The organism is Metabacillus sp. KUDC1714, assembly GCF_014217835.1.
Lineage (GTDB): Bacteria > Bacillota > Bacilli > Bacillales > Bacillaceae > Metabacillus > Metabacillus rhizosphaerae.
Window position 1 is genome coordinate 2,682,216 of the sequence record NZ_CP055263.1, and the last position, 20,498, is coordinate 2,702,713.

Consider the following 20,498-nt stretch of genomic DNA (forward strand, 5'->3'; position numbering starts at 1 on the left):
AAAGGGTGATCATTATGAAAAATTCAATTACATTTATCCATGCAGCCGACCTACATTTGGATAGTCCGTTTGTTGGTTTAAAGTATTTACCTCCTCAATTATTTGAGAAAATCCGAGAAAGCACCTTTCTAGCATTTTCTAAAGTAATAACAAGTGCGATCAATGAGAAGGTTGACTTTGTGTTGCTCTCTGGAGATTTATATGATGGTGAAGAAAGGAGTCTAAAAGCACAATTGAAGTTGAAAAAAGAATTTGATCGATTGGCTGAAGTAGGTATCGAAGTGTTCGTAATACATGGTAATCACGATCATACTGGTGGGAAATGGATTGATTTACAGTGGCCAGACAATGTTCATGTTTTCTCTAGCAAGGTAGTAGAAATGAAAACATATCTTAAAAACGAGATACCTGTTGCCCATATTTATGGCTATAGTTATCCTTCTCGGTCCGTACAAGAAAATATGACACAACAGTATAAAAAGCAGGGGAATTCGGGGAATTCCAGTGTTTATCATATAGGAATGCTCCACGGTTCAATAGAGGGAAATAAGGACCATGATGTGTATTGTCCATTTAAAGTAAATGAGCTTATCAATAAAGAGTTTGACTACTGGGCGTTAGGGCATATTCATAAGCGTCAAATACTGCATGAAAAAAATCCAATCATTGCTTATCCAGGAAATATTCAAGGACGACACCGTAAAGAAACAGGTAAAAAAGGGTGTTATCTAGTTGAAATGCAAGATGATACTGCTTCTACTACGTTTATCTCGACTGAAGAAGTCATTTGGGAAGAAGTCGAGCTTTCCATTGAAGGACTCACTAGTGTTTCAGAGTTAATTAAGAAGTGTGAGCATAGTATTGAACAATTTCGTCAAACAGGTTGCTCTACTTGTTTAACATTTGCCTTTACTGGTACTGGGGACATATCAAGTTTCCTACAAACTCCACAAACGATCCAAGATTTATTAGAGGCTCTTAATGATGTTGAAAGTGAAAATGATCAGTTTGTTTGGGTAGTTAAAATACTAAATAAAACATATGAACCTAGTCAAAATAATCCTAACCTTGTATCATTTTTAACCGACTTACATACAACAGTAGAAAATTATCAGTCATTTTCTGAGGTCATACGACCGCTTGAACAGCACCCTGTTTATAAAAAATATATTTCAGAGTTTACGTTAGAAGAACAACAACAGCTTCTAAAGGAAGCAGAGCAACTTTTACATAGTGAACTTTTGCAGCAACAAAGTGGGGTGAAAAAGATTTGAAGATTGAAAAGCTTATGATATACGGGTATGGAAAATTTGAAAATCAAACCATTGAATTTACTGATTCAAAACTGCAGATTATCTATGGAGAAAACGAAGCTGGTAAATCGACCATTATGTCCTTTATTCACAGCATCTTATTTGGTTTTCCAACTAAACAACAAACTGGAAATCGTTATGAGCCAAAAAGAGGATCCGCATATGGTGGTTATCTTATGATACGAACAGAGGAAAATCAACAATTAAAAATAGAAAGACGTCCAGGAAAGGCTGGGGGAGAGGTAATTGTTGAATTAGAGGGAGGAACTGTTCAAAAAGAGGAGTATTTACAAACAATCCTAGGCGGGATTGACCTGGAAACATATAAGTCAATTTTCTCTTTTGATATTCATGGACTTCAACAGATTCATAAGATGAACTCAGATCAAATTGGAAAGTTTCTTTTTCTTTCAAGCATCTATGGAGCGGAAGCGCTATTTACAATTGAACATACACTTATAAAGCAGCAAGACATGCTTTTTAAACCTAGTGGAAAAAGGCCGGTATTGAATGAGGCACTATCAAAGTTAAAAGAGAGCAATCGACAATTACTTGAGGCTAAAGGAAAAAACAATGAGTATCAACAGCTTTTAACTGAAAAAGACTCTTTAAAAGAGCGACTCTTATCATTAGATTTAAATAAAAAGCAACAGATTACAAAGCAAAAGAAACTTGAAAAGGTAAAAGCGATTCTTCCACTTATCAGGGAAAGAAATTGGTGTGTTGATCAATTGAGTCTGCTTCCCGATACAACAGGCTTCCCAGAAGATGGCTTACAACAACTTGATCAATTTGTTTTAACTCTCCAGCCGATGGAGGCACAGCTACATTCATTACGAAGTAAAAACCAGCAGTACGAAGTAGAAGCAGAAGAACTTACAGTTAATCATAAAGTATTAACTTTGCTTCCGACTATACATTCAATACGAGAGCAGCTACCACTTTATAAAGAAAAAAAGCATAACGAACATTTAAAGGAACAAAGAATTGAACAGCTTAAACATGAAATCAATCTATATAAACAAAGGTTATATCCGCAATTAAATGATGAAGAAGTAAGTAAGATTCATGCGACAGTTCCAATTAAGGAGTCAATAAAAAAGGCCTTAGCAGACGACCAGCATTTAAACCAACGAAAAAAAATGGTAGACGAGCAATTTGAGCAAGCAAAGAAATCTTTAGAAGAAACGGAATGGAAAATAAGTGATCTACAAAAGAATGTATTATCTGCTGAAGAAAGAAAGGCATTGGAAAATGAAGTATCTAGAAAAGAAGCATTAAATCCAGCACATATAAAGGCAGAACATCAGCAAATCTTATCACAAATTCAAGGTAGAAGACGAGAGCATAAGAAAGAGAAAAAACAACGTGTACTCCTAGTCGGAGGATTAGCTCTTTTATTATTGATAGGTTCTTGTTGGTTCATTAGTGAACAAGATTGGCTCATTTCTGGAATTCTGATAATTGGATTGATTGTAGCTTTACTACAACTAAAACGGGTAATTACAAAAGAAGACCCGCTTATTGATCATTTAACAAGTCGGCAGAAAATTCTTGAGCAGGAAATCATATCATTAAAGGAAAGTGGAGAAGATTATCAATCATTGTCCGAACTGATGAAGATACTTGATAAAGACAATAAAATAATTCAAGCATTACATCACGAGCAGCTTTTACATAAACAGCATGAAAGAACGTATGATAGAGTTTTAAAGCTGTATGAGGAATGGGAAGATGATTATTTTAAAAGTACAGAAAGTTCCTCACGATTAGCAAAACTGCTTCAGTTAGAGAAAAGTACGACACCTGACGCTTTATTAGAAGCATTTGATCTTTTGCAACATATCCAACAGATCATGTTGAAAAGACAGCAAAATCTTGCGGAGTTACTAATTATTAATCAAGAAATAGTTCAGTATGAAAATACAGTAAATGAGACATTGCAAGCTTGTGGGTTGGAAAAGGATTCAATAGAGGAGGCAGTTTATGAGTTATTCAAGCTATCTAGCTTAGAGGTGGAAAAAAATGATCAGCTCTTGAAAATTATGGATAGAAAAAGTGAAACAGAAGAAGCGATAGACACTTTAACGAATAAAATGAACTTTTTGAAAGATGAAAAAGAAGAATTATTAATTAGAGTTGGTGTCGAAAATGAAGATGAATTTCGTAAAATGGCAAAAAATCATCTCAAAAGAGAAGAATTAACTAAACAGAAGATGTGGGTAGAGAAGCAGCTAACTACAGAAATGAATGTAAATCTTGAAACGATACCAGTTGATGAATATGAGGATATTGATGAAAAACTATTCGAGCTGGAGAAAGTAATTGAATTTAGTGAACAGGATGGAAAGAAAACACAACAAGAATATTCTAGTGTGTTACACAAAATAAATGAGATCGAGCAAAGTGGAACATATTCAAAGCTTAGACATGCAACTGAAAATGAAAAGGCTGTAGTTAGAGAATATGCGGAGCAATGGGTAGTACGAGCGCTTGCAAAGGATCTATTAAATCAAACGGTTGAACGACATCGTGAAGTCAGATTACCTGCTTTGTTAGCTTATATAGAAAAGTACTTTAAAAAATTAACATCTAATAAATACAAACATGTGTTTTTGCCAAATAATAAGCAATCATTTATTGTTGAGCGATCTGATGGAATGAGGTTTTTTGCTGAAGAGTTAAGCCAAGCAACAGCTGAGCAATTGTACTTATCCATTCGGTTAGCGCTTGTAAAAACAATAAATGAACAATTTCACTTACCAATTATGATTGATGATAGTTTTGTTCATTTCGACCATCATCGAACCGCAAATATTATGCAGCTTTTACAAGAGCTAAAGCAGGATAACCAAGTCATTTATTTTACATGCCATCAGCATATCTCAAAAACCTACCATTCTAACAATATGGTCAACTTATCAGAACTATATGTAGGATAGAGATAAAGATTTTTTAACCTTTAATTTGTTATAAAACCGTAGGCCGAATAACTATGCTATACTATCCATACAAAACGAATAAGACCCTTATATCGTTCATGAAGACATTAATTAACTTAAATAGTAGCTTAAAAAACTGAGAGGAGCTTTGTTTATGGCAAAAGGTATACTCCATTATGATGTAGGTGAACAAGTAGATGTACATCTGCTTATCAAATCTTCTACAAAGGGGATTGCAAGCAATGGGAAGGCATTTTTAACATTAATCTTACAAGATACATCAGGTGAAATTGAAGCAAAGCTCTGGGACGCTTCCCAAGATGATGAAGCTACCTATTCGCCACAAAGTATCGTTAAAATCTTTGGTGATATTCACCACTATCGTGGACGCAATCAATTAAAAATTCGTAACATTCGTCCAAAGCATGAGGAGGAATCTGTAGACATTGCAGACTTTCTAGAAACGGCTCCAATTGCGAAGGATGTCATGAATGATAAAATCACACAATATATATTCGATATGAAAAATCCAAATATTCAACGACTAACAAGATATTTGTTGAAAAAACATGGGGCTGCTTTTATTGAATATCCAGCAGCAACAAAGAATCATCATGAATTTGTATCTGGATTAGCATATCATGTTGTATCAATGCTTGATTTAGCTAAATCAATCGCAACATTATATCCAAGTCTTGATACCGATCTCCTATATTCAGGTGTCATTCTACATGATTTAGGAAAAGTAATTGAGTTGTCAGGCCCAATTAGTACGACCTACACAGTTGAAGGCAACCTGATAGGACATATATCAATTATGGTGAATGAAATTGCGAAAGCAGCGGAGCATTTACAAATTGAAGGAGAAGAAGTGGTAGTTCTACAGCATTTAGTTCTAAGTCATCATGGTAAAGCTGAATGGGGAAGTCCAAAACCGCCAATGATAAAAGAGGCAGAAATCCTCCACTACATTGATAACCTTGATGCTAAGATGAACATGCTTGACCGAGCACTTGAGCGGGTTAAGCCTGGTGAATATACAGAGAGAGTATTCGCTTTAGACAACCGAGCATTTTATAAGCCAACTTTTCATGAGTGAGATCCGAAATAACTGACATTTATCTCATATGGAATATTATTTGCTTTTCCTTCATAAGTATCTGTAAAAGGGCTTGTTTCATTCATTGTGTACAAGTTTTAAAAGGGGGAGAATAGATGCTTTTATTACCATGGTGGATATATGTGTGTATTATCGGAATACTTGTTAGTGGATACATGGCCTTCAAAACAGCACGTGAGGATAAACTCGTTGATCATGAGTTTATCGAGAAGGAAGGCCAAGTATTTATTGAACGAATTGAACAGGAACGTCAAAAGAAGCAAGAAATGTTAGAACAACAAAAAGTTCAAAATGATCAACCAGAAACAGAAAAGATTTCAGCAAGCTAAAATCTATTTATATAAACAGAAAAGAAGAGGCTGATTCATCAGCCTCTTCTTTCTATTTCAGCAAGTGCTTGTATTGTAGAAACACACTGGAATTTACTTTTCTTCAGTGTCAGCTTCTGTCTCAGTGTCAGTTTCCTTTTCAGCTTCAGGTTCTTTAAACAGATCTTTTAAATCCTCATCTTTAACTTCAATGTTTGCATCATCCATTTCTTTATCTAGAACAGTTTGGATTGTCTCTGGTAGCTGCAATTTTTGGTTAAGAACTTCATCTTTTAATGATTCCTTCATTTCATCAAACGGTTTAACTGTTTCGGTTACTTTTATAATATGATAGCCATAATCAGTCTTAACTGGTGCACTTACTTCGCCTTCTTTTAACTTAAAGGCAGCCTCTTCAAATTCTTTCACCATTTGACCTTTACCGAACCAGCCTAATTCACCGCCATTTTGGGCAGATCCTGTATCTGTTGAGAGTTCTTTAGCTAGATCTTCAAATTTTTCCCCAGCTGCAAGCTTATCCTTAACTTCTTTTGCTGTAGCTTCGTCAGCAACTAATATATGGCTCGCTTTGACTTTTCCCTCTAGCGTGTCATAGTATGCTTTTAAATCCTCATCTGTAACTTTTACTTCTTCTTCAGCTGCCTTTTTTCTTAATAGATCTACTTTTAGAATTTGTTTAACGACATCTTCACCTTGCATTTCAACCATGCTTGTAAATTGGGCGCCCAATTGTGTTTTATATTTATCAAACTCTGTTTGAATTTCCTTATCAGAAACTTCATATTTTTCACTTAGTACTTTTTCATGAACTAGCTCTGTTAACGTGTCTTCACCAAAACGATCCTTCATTGCTTGGTAAAATTCATCTTTTGTAATATTTCCTGCCTTTGTTTCTACAACAACTTCAGAATCTGCATTGTTGCAAGCGCTTAATGCGAATAGGGTTGTTGCTGCTGCTAGTGCAATTGCTACCTTTTTCATCTTCTAATACAACTCCTAGTTATGATATTTAGAAATTTACTCATTAGATTAAACTTGGCTTAAAGCCTAGTCCTAATGGCGAAAGACTCAGTTTTCTAATACTATCTGGAGTGAAATATCCGGATAGTACATGAAATACTATACCATAATGTGACAAATTCAAAAAGTTTTTTCAAGATGGTTCGCTATTTAAAGCGTTATAAGCTTAATTTGTCTCGCATAATAACGATGGATGATTAAAGAATACAACACTTATTATAAGAAATGCATCAGATTGGGCGAACGTCCAATCATTAGAGAACAAATGACCATAGGATATTTGGAAAAGATAAAGGAGGTAATTTATTATGGGTCAAGGTTTTTCAAACGACTTTGCATTACTTGTCGTATTGTTCATTTTGTTAATCATCATTGGAGCTTCTTATCTTTAATTAAAAAGTAGCGACCGAGTGCATAAATTTCTCCACTATTGTGGCATATGCCTATTCGAATGTAGGCTTTACAGCATAGGATATTGTAAACATGTAAAGGGGGTGTCATAATGGGCGGAACATATTCAGGTGGATTCGCGTTGATCGTTGTATTGTTCATCTTGTTAATTATCGTTGGTGCAGCGTGGTTATAAGCTAAAAAAATAGCTGACAGGAATTCCTGTCAGCTATCATTTTTGAAAAATACCGAAAAGCAATCTTTCTAAGTAAACAAGATTTCTATGTATGAAGAAATTAGCAAAATCGTGATAAGAACATTTATTGTTCTAAAAACCTTTGTTTGACGGTCTTCAGGAATCTCACGTACTAAGCACAAAGCATTTGTAAGCTTGTTTATATAAAACAAGATAAAGACTGCAAACAGAATGAAGAAAATTAACATATGGAGATCCCCCTTCCCTCATTATACATATTAGATTACCAAACTATTTATGAAAAAGATAGCAATAAACTCTCAGTAAATTGAAACAAATGTAAAAAAGTGACAAGGATCTTACGTCACTTTTTTAACAGTTAGGAAAGTATAAAATTTTGTACTTAGTTTTGGTGTCTAGGCGCTTGCGCTATTGTTATAAGGGTTATTTTTGTACAAGTACTTCATAGCCATCTTCAAATTCTTCAACAAGACACATTTTAGGTGCGAACAATAAATGTTTAATAAAAATAAAATCTGGTACGCAAAGGCCAATATGGAAAGCCATAGCGATACATAAATAGTGTATATACGCAGGAAAATAAAGACTGCCTAAAAATAGAATGGTTGTGATAAAAATGAAAGGTGCAAGTAAAGATAATAGCATGTTACTTTTTTTAATACTATTGCATGCTTTTATTTGGAAAATAGGTAACAGGTAATAAAATTTAACTTTTAATGAAACGCGACATCCACTTATTAGTAAAGGAAAGGCATGCAGTAATTTATGAATTGGAATCATAGTAACCAATAATAAAACAAACATTAAAAAATGTTCGTCTTCAAGATGAACGTTTGGTAATAGTAAATTAATAGGTAAATAGGTTAAAATAAAAACAACTATCATTGTTAGCATTGATATTAAAAGGATTCTGTGTATACCAATGTCCTTTGAAAGATTTATGGTTTTCCAGCAGTTCATCTTCTCACCGTCCAAACTATTGTTAATTCTGAGTACTACCATACTTTACGACGGTGTGATAAAAAAATCAATACGAAAAAAGTAGTTGGAAGCGCATTAATAAAAAAGAATTTTAGAAAGTATGTCTTTATTTGTCGAAAGGTCAAAGATCTTCTTATTTTCGCTAATTTAATGGCCATTTTGACAATAATTCAAGAATTGGAAAATAAGACATTTAAGAATCATAGAAGAGGGAGAATTTGTGCCCATCTATTTAGCAAGGATTCATTGCAAGTGAGATAAGATCTGGCTTTTCTTAAACAAGGAAATACTATACAATAAAGGACAATAATGTGTATTGAGAAAGAAGGTTCGACATGGATTCTTTAGAAAAACGTTTGGCTACTTTAGAATATTATCATACATTGATGCTGCAAATGATTGAGCCAAATCGATTTCCTTTCTACCATCTAGTCATGGAAAGAGGGTTAACTCGAGAGGAGATAGAAGAACTTTATGCAATATGTGATGAATTGACTTACCTTCATGAAGAACAAAAAGCGCAAGGATTAGTGATCTTTACAGATCTCCTTACGCAGTTTGCGGGTCAATTGAATGAAAAGCTTGAAATAGTAGAAACTGTTCAAGCATTGTCAAAACAGGGCTTATATAAATCTCTCATGAATGACTTCATAGCCCTAATGTAGTAAGTATTCATCAACTTGAGGATAATAATTGTTCAGACTTATTCTCTTTTTTTATAAGAGTACCGTTATCCTCATATAATGAATCCTCAATGTTATTAAAGGAGCGTTCAAAGATTTCCATGAAGTCATCGCCATAAATGTTACGGATGATACACATCATTTCTATCATTTCAGGAAACTTCCCATACAAATTTTGAAGTGGGAGAGCCCCTTTAAATACAGAATTCCTGTCTGGACTAAAATCTTCTAAAAGCTGTGAAAGTACGTCTTCCCCTTGCTTTGTAAGCTTAATATACGTATTTCGCTTATCATTAGCCTTTTTAGAAAACTCTAAATATCCTCTTTCTTCCAACTTCTTCGAAAAGTTGAACGCAGTAGATACGTGCATTACTCCGAATTTAGCAATCTCTGAAATGGAAGCCCCATTTAAATGATCAGCAATCCAAAGGATATGGTGCTCGTTGATATTTAAGTCATACGGTTTTATCCATTGTTGCCAATCTTTCTCGATCGTTTTCCATAATGCTTTACTTAGCTGCGCAACGCGTTGACTAAATAATAAGGCTTCTTTCATTGTATATTCCTTTTCATTATGTTTCATCACCGGTCACCCCTGCTCTTCCCAGAATGTATTATTCTCTATTATGCCAATAAAATAAAGATTAATAAAGATATAAATTTACGAAATTTTTAAATATTTTCACAACTCCTTATTTACCAAGACTTCATGGCATAAAAAAAGTGTGTGGAAAGAATTTTCCAACACACTTTTTACTGAAAAACAAAAACATTTATTTCAAAAATTGTAGAAGGGAACGGGTCCGGTTTCTGATTTCACTCATCTATGAAAAAAGTTTTATTGCAAAGTTTTCTCTAGCTGTTTAATTTTTAGCTCAACTTCTTCAATTTCTTTTTGCAAATCTTTTTTATGTGGTTCAATTTCTTTCTGAAATTGATTTATGGTTCTTTTTAAGTCGGTTGAAACTTCCTTGACAACTCCTGAACTTTCTTTAGCCGTAATCACAATTTGATTTTTTAATGCGATGCTCTCGGCCTTTAATTGTTGTATTGTGTCTTCGAGCATTTTACGGTTGATAGTAAGTTGACCTCGCATCTCTTTTCCTGATGATGGGGTAGCCAATAACGTTGCTATTCCGCCAATTATTCCACCAACTATAAGTCCGCAAAATAATGATTTGTTTTTTGACATATTCACAACTCCAATCATTACTAGATATATGTACTTTTCTACATAAATTTAAAACATCCTTCTTAACAAGTTACCCAAACATGACTTCATTAAACATTATACATAGATAAATGCTTGAGAGCATAAATATTTATATAGGACTTGGAAGGATTCTTCTTCGGGAAATTAGCGATAGATATCATTGGGACAGGTTGTCATTTTAGTGTTGTACCCTAGTTGCTGCCACAGTGATCCAAAAGAGGTTGTATAACTCTAGTAACAGCCTAAGGACACAAGCCAGTAAACACTGAAAGGAAAAGTGTATCTATCTGTAATAATGTCTTGTTTGTCAAAGGCTGACCAAGGAGCTTCCACATTTCACTAAAAAGGGGGATGAGTATGTCAGGTGTTATCTTTTTATTTTTTGTGATAAGTTTATTACTTTTTATTGGAGCTTTTCATTATTTTAGACTTTTACAGCAATCAGCATCTTATCCGCCAAAAAAGGTAATAAAGCAGAAGGTAACGGTTCTTGCTTCAGCAGGAGGGGGAGCTTTGCTGATTGGTATTCTGCTAATCTATTTTCAATAGATTTAATCGGTTCTGCGTTAAGACTGGATAGACAATAGAAAAACCCGATCCTTAGGGGTCGGGTTAATATTGTGTGCTATAGGTTTTTTACGCGATTGTTATTCGGTTAGAGCGTTTAAAAATAGCCTGAACAATTGGTAAAATCACAATCATCGCTGCTCCATTAAATAATGTGGCTGGAAGAACAACAGTTAAAAACAATGTTGTGAAGGCGACACCGCCTGGTAATCCAACAATCATTAAAGCTGCAGATAAAAATATTGTTCCTGAAACAATTGTGCCAATAACTGCTAATACAGTTGCTGTAGCTACCTTTTGTGCAATTTTCTTTACTACTAAGAATAATCCGTAAAACACGAATGCTGTAATGAATTTGTCAATAATATTAGGAATTTGCCCACCTGGAAACGTAGTGGTTAACGCAGATAAAATCCCTGTAACAATACTTAGTAATGTTACATTTTTCAGACTTGGGAATAACAAAATTCCTATAAACATCATGATCAACATCATATCCGGCTTCATTCCATTGTAGAAAGGCGGCATGACCATATGGAGCACAGCCCCAATTGCAGCAAATAACGATAATGTAACTAAAACTCTTGTATTCATTTCTCAACTCTCCTCTTCTAATCTCTTAGCTTTTTTCCCTCCAATAGTGAACTATTTTCCTATTGCAAGAGAAGTTATTTCATATTATAGCAGTAAAAATAAAGAACGTACAGATCTTTTCTGGATGGAAAAAACGAAAAGGTTGACTCAAAATCAAAGGAGCAGACCAATCCAACAAAATATATAGTCTCTAAGGTGATTTGAAAGATGCTATATACAAGTTATGTTTGGATGGGCCAGACCCTTTTGAGTCAACCTCTAAAAAAGGATTATTTACTGATTTTGATTTTTAAATTCAGTCATAAATTTAGCTAATGCTGCACATGCTTCTTTTGGAACTGCATTATAAGTAGAAGCTCTGCAACCACCAACGGAGCGATGGCCAGCAAGACCGATAAACTGACGATCTTTCGCCTCTTGAAGAAATTTCTTCGTTAATTCTTCGTTAGGTAAGGTAAAGGTAATATTCATTAAAGAACGACTGTCCTCTGTAGCATGGGCTTTATAAAAGCCTTCACTTTCGTCAATTGCAGAATAGATGTAGCCAGCTTTTTCTTCATTGATTTTTTGTATATTCTTAACGCCACCTTGCTCCTTAACCCACTCTAATACTAGTGAAAGCATATAGATAGCAAAGGTTGGCGGTGTGTTATATAAAGAGTTACTTTCAGCATGTGTTGAATACTTTAGGATCGTTGGAACATTCGAACGCGCCGTTTCTAGAAAGTCTTTTTTCACGATCACAACAGTAACACCTGAAGGACCAAGGTTTTTTTGAGCTCCAGCATAAATTAGTGAGAATTTCTCAACATCGATTTCCTTACATAAAATATCACTAGACATATCTGCAATTAATGGAATTGGACTTGTTGGGTATTCATTCCATTGCGTCCCGTAAATTGTATTGTTAGATGTAATGTGAAGGTATGCTCCATCTTCAAGTTCTTCTAAAGAATAATCTCCTGGAATATGAGCATATTTATCTTCCTTACTTGATGCTAAAATGCGTGTTTCTCCAAAAACTTTCGCCTCTTTTAAAGCTTTTTCAGACCAAGAGCCTGACATAATGAAGTGGGCAGTTTTGTTTTCTTGAAGAAAATTCATTGGAATCATTGAAAATTGTAAACTTGCTCCACCTTGTAAAAATAATACTTCATACGTATCAGGTATTCCTAGCAGCTCTCTTAATAAAGTATTTGCACGATTGTGCACTTCTTCATAATCTTTGCTACGGTGGCTAAGCTCCATAACAGACATTCCAGTATTTTGGAAATTCACTAGTTCTTTTTGTGCACGTTCTAGCACAGGTAATGGAATAGCTGCTGGTCCTGCATTAAAGTTATAAGCTCGCAATTTAATTGCCCTCCTTGATTGTACGTAAAATAATACTCATATCCTATCATGAAAAGATAAGGAAATATAGACTGAATATTTTCATCTTTGTGAATGTTAATTATGAAAACGATAACAACATTTGTAAAGGGAGAAAATAAACATATCACATTAAAATGAGATAGGAAATTTGACTGTTTCTCTACTTTTTTAAACCCAAAAATAAGTATTCTCTTTACGATCGATAAAAATCCATGGTCTAGTTAGAATCGTCCTAAACAAAAAACCAAAACTGCTTCGCAATTTTGGTTTGATCATTAATTAAGAGATCCCGTCTTTAATAGAAGTGGCAATTTCGTTAAGCTGTTCAGGAGTATATTCATCTGTGTGAGGTTTCCAAACAGCACCAAATCCATCACCTTTTCCGTATCTTGGGATAATGTGCATATGATAATGGAAAACAGATTGTCCAGCTTTTTCACCGTTATTGTTAAGTAAATTTAAACCTTCAGGTTGAAAGTTATTTTTAATTGAATTCGCAATTTGTGGTACTACCTCAAATACTTTACTAGCAATTTCAGGTGTTAACTCGTAAATATTTTCTGTATGTACCTTTGGAACAACGAGTGTATGTCCCTTTGTTACTTGACTAATATCAAGAAAAGCATAGACGTGCTCGTTTTCAAACACTTTAGCACTAGGGATTTCTCCGTTAATGATTTTACAAAAAATACAATCACCCATGTTTTTCACACTTCCTTCATAAAAAATTTTCCAAAGAACAATTTTCAACATCATTTGTATAGCTAGTATGTTATTTTTTCAATTATAACCGTATTTTACCATAGTTACACAGGAAAGCGGAAGCGCCTTGATCAGACCCGACAGGCATAAGACGCTCAGGAATAGAAGACGTTCTTTGTCTTCAATTCCTGAGTGGCTTATGCCCCCGAGGGTCTAGGCGCTGCAGCTAGACACCAAAACTAAGTAAGGAAAGTTAAAAATTCCGAGAATACAAAAAAGAACAGGGTGAATCGAATGATCACCCTGTTCCTGAAGAAGGGAAGTTAAAACTCAAAGTATTGGGTATTATCTTTGATAAACACCTCATTTAACATTTTGTTAAATGCTATCTGATGTGAAAATCACCATTGTTCAAAACGACCATCCCCTTGTTAAGTGGTTAAATAAGCTTAACAATATGAGAAATTGTCTTTGACAAACACCTCATTCACAAAATGATTGTAAATTACAAGCTTCTAATTCAGAGAATTACGGCCCGTAGACACCTCATTTCGTAAGTGTTGCTTTATCAATCAATGGTTACAATATAACTTCAATTAAAGAAGTAAATTGTGTTTGATAAACACCTCATTTAACATTTATTTAAATGCTATCTGATGTGGTAATCACCATTGTTCAAAACGACCATCCCCTTGTTAAGTGATGAAATAGGCTTAACAAATATGAGAAATTGTCTTTGACAAACACCTCATTCACAAAATGGTTGTAATACAAGCGTCTAATTCAGAGAATTGCGGCCCGTAGACACCTCATTTCGTAAGTGTTTACTTTCAATGGTTAAGAATGTTAACTCCCTTTTGAGAAAAATTGTTGTCTGGAACAAACACCTCATTTTTAAGGTTTTCGTTTGACAAGCTATCCCTTCCTCACTAATTATAATGTCCCTCCTTGAGTTAATTATGCGAAAAAATTATCTCAATTAGGACAAGTGTATTTGATTTTGATAAGATAAAAAGAAAGGCTCTGTTAAAGCTCACTGTTGATTTTAGAACTTTGTTGATTGGAGCGTAAGGCGTGAGACTCCTGCTTAGAGTGCGAGTCCAAGGGAGACCCCGCAGGTGCAAAGCACCGAGGAGGCTCCCGGACCGCCCGCGGAAAGCGAATGCCAAAGCGTAAATCAACAACCAAGTTTAACAGAGCTAAAAGAAAAAGGAGAACAACATAAAAATGACGTTGTTAAAAATAGATCACTTAACTGGTGGATATACTCGAAATCCGGTTTTAAAGGATATCTCGTTCGAGGTAGATAAAGGACAAATAGTTGGATTAATTGGATTAAATGGTGCTGGAAAAAGTACAACGATCAAACATATCATTGGATTAATGGAAGCACAAAAGGGAAAAATCTCAATAAATGATAACACCTTTGCTGATGATGCAGCTGCATATCGCTCCCAATTTAGCTTTATTCCTGAAACACCAATCTTATATGATGAGTTAACGCTTCGTGAGCATTTGGAATTAACTGCAATGGCATATGGATTAGATAAAGATACGTTTGAAAAACGACTTCAACCGCTTCTTAAGGAATTTAGAATGGAAAAGAGATTAAAGTGGTTTCCGGCTCATTTTTCAAAAGGTATGAAGCAAAAGGTTATGATTATGTGTGCGTTTTTAATTGAGCCTTCATTATATATTATTGATGAGCCATTTGTAGGATTAGATCCGCTTGCTATAAATTCGTTACTAGAAATGATGGAAAAGGCAAAAAAACAAGGTTCAGCAATCCTAATGTCAACTCATATTCTTGCTACAGCAGAAAGGTATTGTGATTCGTTTATTATTTTACATAATGGTGAGATCCGCGCTAAGGGAACATTGTTGCAGCTAAGAGAGCAGTTTGGAATGAAGGAAGCTACTCTTGACGATCTTTATATTCAGTTAACAAAGGAAGATCAAGATGAATAGCATTGATGAAATCTGGAAAACAAGGGTTAATCACCATATAAATGAAACAAGGGCATACTTAAAGTATATGTTAAATGACCACCTTCTTTTTGTCTTTATCTTTTTAGCGGCAGGTGGGGCAATAACGTATCAAAAATGGCTTGAGACATTGTCTCCAAATTTTCCAGCCATACTAATCATGACGATTATATTTTCGTTAATTGTGATTTCCTCTAATGTCCGTACTCTGTTAATAGAAGCTGATATGGTTTTCTTACTACCTATGGAACATAAAATGAAAAGTTATTTTAAGAAAGCTTTTTCCTATAGTTTGATTACTCAAAGCTTTATCATTATTGTTGGAATTATTTTGTTTTCACCATTGTATTTTAAAGTAGCTCATGTAAATGGACGTGTGCTACTTATTAGCTTAATTTTGTTGCTTATTGTTAAGTACTGGAATTTGCGCATAAGCTGGAAAATGGGATATTTTACAGATTGGGCGGCTAAGTGGAGTGATCTTCTCGTTAGATTTGCAATGAATGTTTGTGTCATCTTTTTTATCCTTTCCCAACAATACGTATTTGTGCTCGTCCTATTGCTATTAATGGCTGGATATGATGGTTATTTTTCAAAGCTCGTGAAGCCGAAAGCAATTAAATGGAATCAGTTAATCAAAAAAGAAGAAGAAAAGAAACAATCCTTTTATAAAATAGCGAATTTGTTTACAGATGTTCCGAAATTGAAGAAAAGAGCAAAACGACGAAAATATCTTGATTGGATATTGAAGCAAGTTAACTATCATCAAGAAAATGTGTATGAGTATTTATATCTTCGAGCACTACTGCGTTCAGGCGATTATTTCGGAATAATAATTAGACTTACAATTATCGGAAGTTTCATTCTAACTTTTATTAATGAACAGCTCGTCGGGAGTTCCATTGTTATGGTTGTGTTTACGTTTTTAACGGGGATTCAAATTATGAGTTTGTATAAGCACTTTGAATTACTGGAACTACCAAATCTATATCCACATGCTGATAAGAATAGATTACGTAGTTTTATTAAAATTATTTTCAGGATATTAATTGTACAAACAATTATATATGCTGTTGTTAATTTTATTACATCAACACTTTACATTTTTGTGGTGACTTTATGTGCGGATGTGTTGTTTGTTAGTGTGTTCGTTCTTGTTTATATGAAAAATCGTTTAAATAAGAGTGAAAAGGATGTCTACTAAATGACTTATGAGACGCAAATGGCTGAAGAGGCTAGATTATGGAAACAAAAGCTGATGAGAAAGCCTTCATTTTTAGAGAGATCCTCTAAAAAGGCACAGGTTAAGTTTAATCAATTTATTCCGGAAAAGGTCCATCATACCATTACTGAAAGTATTAAGAAGATGGTTCAGGCCACACTTGTAGGTTCTAATATCACTACATTTCCGAAGAAAATTGAAAACCTAACATTTGAAGAACGTGAACAATTAGTTCTAAAATCAATCGATACATTTAAGAAAACAGCTGCGATAGAAGGTGCATCAACAGGTGCTGGTGGTATTCTATTAGGGTTAGCAGATTTTCCACTATTCCTAAGTATTAAAATGAAATTTTTATTCGAGGTAGCAAGTATATATGGTTATAGCACAAAGGAATATGAGGAAAGATTGTTTCTTTTATACATTTTTCAGCTTGCCTTTTCAAGTGAAACACATAAAGAAGAACTTCTTGGCCTAATTGAACAATGGGAAACGAAAAAGCACGAAGTAAAGGATTTAGATTGGCGTATTTTTCAGCAAGAGTATAGGGATTACATTGATGTCATAAAGCTTATGCAAATACTCCCAGGTATCGGAGCGGTAGTTGGAGGGGTTGCTAATTACCATTTAGTTCAGCAGTTAGGTGAATGCGCGATGAATTGCTATCGATTGAGGATTTTCTCGAATCATTGAATGGTACTAAAGAGAATTTGTCATGACGTAGCAAAATTGCTTAATTATGGAATTGATTTGTCAACTATATATTCTTTCATAAACAGGCGTAAACCATTTATAAGTGTTGCGCCTTTTTTTTCTATTTTAGCCAGAGTATTTGCTGAAAAAATTGCTCAACCACTTAACAATATTGATTCAGTTAAGATTATTGATTCAGGTAACGGACAGGGTGTCCCATCCTTTGGGAAGAGCATTACAAGAACGATGGTAGACATGCAAGAGCCTTTAAAGGAAATGACAGGAATTGATGTAGCTCAATTATTAAAATCATATGTTTCAAGGTCAAATGGCAATCAAAATCAAGGTGTACCTACAGTCACAGCTACTGAGACTTCAGATAATAGCAAAGTAGAAGATGTAACAATAGATGATGATCTTAAGAGTATGGGATCTTAAAACAAATGGGATTACTGTGGTACGAACAATCTCTTAAACTCATAAAATAGTAGCAAAAAACAGGCGCTCTCTTTAATTAGAAAGCGCCTGTTTTATTTTGGGATATGTGCTAAAACATTTAGTTAAGATATTGAAACAGGCTTATTATTCACTGAATCTAGTTGATACTGAATTGTAGCTTTACATAAAGTTTTTGCAGCAATGAGAAGTGCTTTTTCATCGATATCAAACTTTGGGTGATGATGTGGGTAGGCATTATCTTTATTTGCAGGCATTGCACCAGTAAAAAAGAAAGTACCTTTCACATGCTGTAAATAATAAGCGAAATCCTCACCACCCATTTGTAATGGACTTTCTTCAACCTCATAAACACCAGGTACTTCCTCGGCAACGTTTTTAAGAAAAGCCGTTTCGACAGGATGGTTCACAACAGCAGGATATCCTCTAGTAAATTGATAATTGTATTGGGCACCATTCATTAAACAAGTACCTTTCACGACATGCTCGATCTCTTGTTCAATTTGTAAACGCACAGCTTCATCAAATGTCCGAACAGTTCCAACTAATGTCGCTGAGTTTGCAATGATATTAAAGGCATTTTCTGCAACAAATGAGCCAACAGTTACGACTGCTGAATGAATGGGATCAACCTTGCGACTAACAATTTGCTGTAAGTTGGTAACTACTTGAGAACCAATGAGAATTGCATCTTTTGTTTTATGAGGTTGGGCTCCGTGGCCACCCTGACCTAAGATATTGATTTCAAAGCGATCAGCCGCGGCCATAAAAGGTCCTACTCGGTATTGGATTTTTCCAACAGGCTCACTTGCCCAAAGGTGGGTACCAAAGATGACGTCTACTCCATCTAAGCAACCAGCTTTAATCATTGAATTTGCTCCACCTGGTGCATATTCTTCTGCATGCTGATGAATAAGAACAATATTACCATTTAGCAGATGGCGATTGCTGAACAGAACTTTGGCTAATACAAGTAGTGTTGCTGTATGACCATCATGGCCACAAGCATGCATTACACCAGATACAGTTGATTTATACTCAACTTCTTTTTCATCTTGAATTGGCAGAGCATCAAAGTCTGCTCTTAATGCAACTGTTGGACCTGGTAAATCCCCTTTTATTGTTGCCACCACACCGTTACCACCTACATTTGACCTTACCTCAACACCAAGTTTCTTATAATACTCCTCTATATACCTCGCTGTGTTCACTTCCTTGAAGGATACTTCAGGATGCATATGTAAAAAACGACGGATCTCTACCATTTCTGGAAAATGGATATCTAGTGACGACCATAAATGATCAAGCATAATTTTCCTCCTTATTGATTTAGTGTGTAAATAATATGGTTGTATATCTAGAAGTTGTGTAAAAAGCATATGTCTTGAAATTGAAATGTATTAAAATAAAAAAGGAATTTATATTAGCTCGATTGTAGTTAAAAAGTTTGAAAATTACAAGAATTTAATGAGGGTAGGAGGAATATTATGAAAAAATATTATTTTGCGTCTTTGTTAACACTGGCATTAATTCTACTAATTATTTTTATTAAAGCGAATACAATCAGTGTGATTGACACAGCTATCGGGAAGGGATTGTATACCTTACATGATCAACCTTTAGTCAGCTTTATAAATTGGGTTGGTATGCTAGGTTCTACTGTAGGGATTGTAACAGTTCTTTTTGTATCCATGTTATTATTTATCATTTTTCAAAGAAATGTTAAAGCAGCAGTCATTCTGTTTTTATCTGTTTTGATTGGGAATGTAGGGAACAAGCTTCTAAAAGCTCTTATTGGAAGAGAACGTCCGACATTTCCTGAACATATAGAGGACGGCTTTAGTTTTCCTAGTGGACATGTAATGGTTGGACTACTATTATTTGGCATGATTGCATACTATTTAGTGAGAGTAAGTCAAACAATAAAAGTGAAACAAACAATTCTAATATGTACTAGTTTGTTACTGATGATAATTGGTTTCAGTAGACTGCTAGAAGGAGAACATTTTCTTACTGACGTTATAGGTGGTTTCATAACTGGGGGACTTGTATTAATGGGGATGATCTCAATCGATCAGGTCTTACATACAAAAATAGAACGAAGAAAAGGTAAGAACGACGTTGCTCTATAACGTCGTTTTTATATTAACACGTAGGTTCATAAGTTGGTAAATGAAGATCCAAGGAGATGATCACTTCATGAAAAAACTGTTAAGTCTTATTTTACTAATCGTTTTGACACAGACTGTTGTAGCTTGTTCTTATGAAATGGCTGGACAGCCATTAGATAATGTTAGCGACCAAGAAGAAACAGAACAATCTGGGCAAACAGATAAGATTGAAATGGATTTGACAAATGAAAATGATCAAGATCAAAAGGAGTCAAAAGCTAAGAAGCTTCCCCCTGTAAATGAAAAGGACGCTGTTAGATTAATTCGTGAACATCTTGGTTTGGAAGAACATACTACATTGCATGTGGAAATTGATCATGAAGACGGGAATAGGTATGTGGTTCATGTTTATGAGGTTGTGGCACATGATGATATTTCACATACCGCCACATATGGTTGGTATACGGTTACGAAAGACTCTGGGAAGATTGAGGATATGATGGAATAGGACGATAAAAAAACTCCTACTTAACTGTAGGGGTTTTTTTATATTAGTTTAACTATTGCATTATATTGGAAATTAAT

Annotated in this window: 23 protein-coding genes; 14 read left to right on the forward strand and 9 right to left on the reverse strand. The window is 34.6% G+C overall.

The features are described 5' to 3' along the window. Nucleotides 1-14: 14 nt before the first annotated feature. From HUW50_RS12825 to HUW50_RS12840, 4 genes are all read left to right on the forward strand, one after another. Nucleotides 15-1,274, forward strand: coding sequence for a metallophosphoesterase family protein (locus HUW50_RS12825; protein WP_185653980.1), 1,260 nt, complete (start codon nucleotides 15-17; stop codon nucleotides 1,272-1,274). Further along, a complete protein-coding gene (locus tag HUW50_RS12830; RefSeq protein ID WP_185653981.1) occupies nucleotides 1,271-4,255 on the forward strand; it encodes an ATP-binding protein in 2,985 nt (994 codons plus the stop codon). Before HUW50_RS12825 ends, HUW50_RS12830 begins: the two co-directional genes overlap by 4 nt. Nucleotides 4,256-4,409: 154 nt before the next feature. After that, nucleotides 4,410-5,354 carry a 3'-5' exoribonuclease YhaM gene (gene yhaM / locus HUW50_RS12835; RefSeq protein ID WP_066336898.1) on the forward strand — a complete coding sequence of 315 codons (945 nt, stop codon included), beginning with the start codon at nucleotides 4,410-4,412 and terminating at the stop codon, nucleotides 5,352-5,354. A gap of 116 nt (nucleotides 5,355-5,470) precedes the next feature. After that, on the forward strand, nucleotides 5,471-5,704 hold the full coding sequence (locus HUW50_RS12840; protein ID WP_066336895.1) for a sporulation YhaL family protein: 234 nt from the start codon (nucleotides 5,471-5,473) through the stop codon (nucleotides 5,702-5,704). Between the two features lie 93 nt (nucleotides 5,705-5,797). Here the strand turns inward: HUW50_RS12840 and HUW50_RS12845 are convergent, their stop codons facing one another. Further along, nucleotides 5,798-6,685 (reverse strand): peptidylprolyl isomerase, encoded by an 888-nt coding sequence (locus HUW50_RS12845; protein ID WP_066336892.1) that lies wholly within the window; start codon nucleotides 6,683-6,685, stop codon nucleotides 5,798-5,800. A gap of 347 nt (nucleotides 6,686-7,032) precedes the next feature. Here HUW50_RS12845 and HUW50_RS12850 point away from each other — a divergent pair, with 347 nt between their 5' ends. Both HUW50_RS12850 and HUW50_RS12855 read left to right on the forward strand, forming a co-directional pair. Continuing rightward, nucleotides 7,033-7,116: a YjcZ family sporulation protein gene (locus HUW50_RS12850; RefSeq protein WP_083964725.1), complete on the forward strand. Its 84-nt coding sequence runs from the start codon at nucleotides 7,033-7,035 to the stop codon at nucleotides 7,114-7,116. 110 nt (nucleotides 7,117-7,226) lie between these two features. Continuing rightward, on the forward strand, nucleotides 7,227-7,310 hold the full coding sequence (locus HUW50_RS12855) for a YjcZ family sporulation protein (RefSeq protein ID WP_066336888.1): 84 nt from the start codon (nucleotides 7,227-7,229) through the stop codon (nucleotides 7,308-7,310). Between the two features lie 68 nt (nucleotides 7,311-7,378). Here the strand turns inward: HUW50_RS12855 and HUW50_RS12860 are convergent, their stop codons facing one another. Further along, the gene (locus tag HUW50_RS12860; protein WP_046586239.1) at nucleotides 7,379-7,558 is read right to left on the reverse strand and encodes a hypothetical protein; all 180 of its coding nucleotides are present in this window, start codon (nucleotides 7,556-7,558) and stop codon (nucleotides 7,379-7,381) included. Nucleotides 7,559-7,754: 196 nt separating this feature from the next. After that, nucleotides 7,755-8,291, reverse strand: a complete 537-nt coding sequence (locus HUW50_RS12865; protein ID WP_185653982.1) for a DUF3267 domain-containing protein — start codon at nucleotides 8,289-8,291, stop codon at nucleotides 7,755-7,757. A gap of 356 nt (nucleotides 8,292-8,647) precedes the next feature. Between HUW50_RS12865 and HUW50_RS12870 the strand changes: the two genes are divergently transcribed. Then, on the forward strand, nucleotides 8,648-8,977 hold the full coding sequence (locus HUW50_RS12870) for a DUF1878 family protein (protein ID WP_066336880.1): 330 nt from the start codon (nucleotides 8,648-8,650) through the stop codon (nucleotides 8,975-8,977). Nucleotides 8,978-8,987: 10 nt separating this feature from the next. Here the strand turns inward: HUW50_RS12870 and HUW50_RS12875 are convergent, their stop codons facing one another. Both HUW50_RS12875 and HUW50_RS12880 read right to left on the reverse strand, forming a co-directional pair. Continuing rightward, nucleotides 8,988-9,578, reverse strand: coding sequence for an HTH-type transcriptional regulator Hpr (locus HUW50_RS12875; protein ID WP_066336874.1), 591 nt, complete (start codon nucleotides 9,576-9,578; stop codon nucleotides 8,988-8,990). A gap of 255 nt (nucleotides 9,579-9,833) precedes the next feature. Continuing rightward, nucleotides 9,834-10,187, reverse strand: a complete 354-nt coding sequence (locus tag HUW50_RS12880) for a YtxH domain-containing protein (protein ID WP_066336865.1) — start codon at nucleotides 10,185-10,187, stop codon at nucleotides 9,834-9,836. Between the two features lie 378 nt (nucleotides 10,188-10,565). On the opposite strand from HUW50_RS12880, the gene HUW50_RS12885 reads away from it, so the two are divergent. Next, nucleotides 10,566-10,757, forward strand: a complete 192-nt coding sequence (locus HUW50_RS12885; RefSeq protein WP_066336862.1) for a membrane protein YhzF — start codon at nucleotides 10,566-10,568, stop codon at nucleotides 10,755-10,757. Nucleotides 10,758-10,844: 87 nt separating this feature from the next. Here the strand turns inward: HUW50_RS12885 and HUW50_RS12890 are convergent, their stop codons facing one another. The 3 genes from HUW50_RS12890 to HUW50_RS12900 all read right to left on the reverse strand — a co-directional run bounded on the left by HUW50_RS12890 (nucleotide 10,845) and on the right by HUW50_RS12900 (nucleotide 13,445). Then, entirely contained in the window at nucleotides 10,845-11,369 is a 525-nt protein-coding gene (locus HUW50_RS12890) for a tryptophan transporter (RefSeq protein ID WP_066336859.1), read from the reverse strand. 273 nt (nucleotides 11,370-11,642) lie between these two features. Beyond that, the gene (serC, locus tag HUW50_RS12895) at nucleotides 11,643-12,728 is read right to left on the reverse strand and encodes a 3-phosphoserine/phosphohydroxythreonine transaminase (protein ID WP_396652634.1); all 1,086 of its coding nucleotides are present in this window, start codon (nucleotides 12,726-12,728) and stop codon (nucleotides 11,643-11,645) included. Between the two features lie 294 nt (nucleotides 12,729-13,022). Continuing rightward, nucleotides 13,023-13,445 carry an HIT family protein gene (locus HUW50_RS12900; protein ID WP_066336849.1) on the reverse strand — a complete coding sequence of 141 codons (423 nt, stop codon included), beginning with the start codon at nucleotides 13,443-13,445 and terminating at the stop codon, nucleotides 13,023-13,025. A 1,227-nt stretch (nucleotides 13,446-14,672) separates the two neighbouring features. Here HUW50_RS12900 and HUW50_RS12905 point away from each other — a divergent pair. From HUW50_RS12905 to HUW50_RS27105, 4 genes are read left to right on the forward strand one after another with little or no spacing between them, the layout of a single operon-like run. After that, nucleotides 14,673-15,413 (forward strand): ABC transporter ATP-binding protein, encoded by a 741-nt coding sequence (locus HUW50_RS12905; protein ID WP_066336846.1) that lies wholly within the window; start codon nucleotides 14,673-14,675, stop codon nucleotides 15,411-15,413. Then, on the forward strand, nucleotides 15,406-16,635 hold the full coding sequence (locus HUW50_RS12910) for an ABC transporter permease (protein WP_066336842.1): 1,230 nt from the start codon (nucleotides 15,406-15,408) through the stop codon (nucleotides 16,633-16,635). The genes HUW50_RS12905 and HUW50_RS12910 overlap by 8 nt, the downstream gene beginning before the upstream one ends. Beyond that, nucleotides 16,636-17,346, forward strand: coding sequence for an EcsC family protein (locus HUW50_RS12915; RefSeq protein WP_066336838.1), 711 nt, complete (start codon nucleotides 16,636-16,638; stop codon nucleotides 17,344-17,346). It begins immediately after the preceding gene. A 36-nt stretch (nucleotides 17,347-17,382) separates the two neighbouring features. Next, a complete protein-coding gene (locus tag HUW50_RS27105; protein ID WP_260445686.1) occupies nucleotides 17,383-17,784 on the forward strand; it encodes a hypothetical protein in 402 nt (133 codons plus the stop codon). Between the two features lie 122 nt (nucleotides 17,785-17,906). Here the strand turns inward: HUW50_RS27105 and HUW50_RS12925 are convergent, their stop codons facing one another. Beyond that, nucleotides 17,907-19,112, reverse strand: a complete 1,206-nt coding sequence (locus tag HUW50_RS12925; protein ID WP_185653983.1) for a M20 family metallopeptidase — start codon at nucleotides 19,110-19,112, stop codon at nucleotides 17,907-17,909. Nucleotides 19,113-19,289: 177 nt separating this feature from the next. On the opposite strand from HUW50_RS12925, the gene HUW50_RS12930 reads away from it, so the two are divergent. Then, nucleotides 19,290-19,934 (forward strand): phosphatase PAP2 family protein, encoded by a 645-nt coding sequence (locus HUW50_RS12930; protein ID WP_066336831.1) that lies wholly within the window; start codon nucleotides 19,290-19,292, stop codon nucleotides 19,932-19,934. A 67-nt stretch (nucleotides 19,935-20,001) separates the two neighbouring features. Continuing rightward, nucleotides 20,002-20,421 carry a hypothetical protein gene (locus tag HUW50_RS12935; protein WP_185653984.1) on the forward strand — a complete coding sequence of 140 codons (420 nt, stop codon included), beginning with the start codon at nucleotides 20,002-20,004 and terminating at the stop codon, nucleotides 20,419-20,421. The last annotated feature ends 77 nt before the right edge of the window (nucleotides 20,422-20,498 follow it).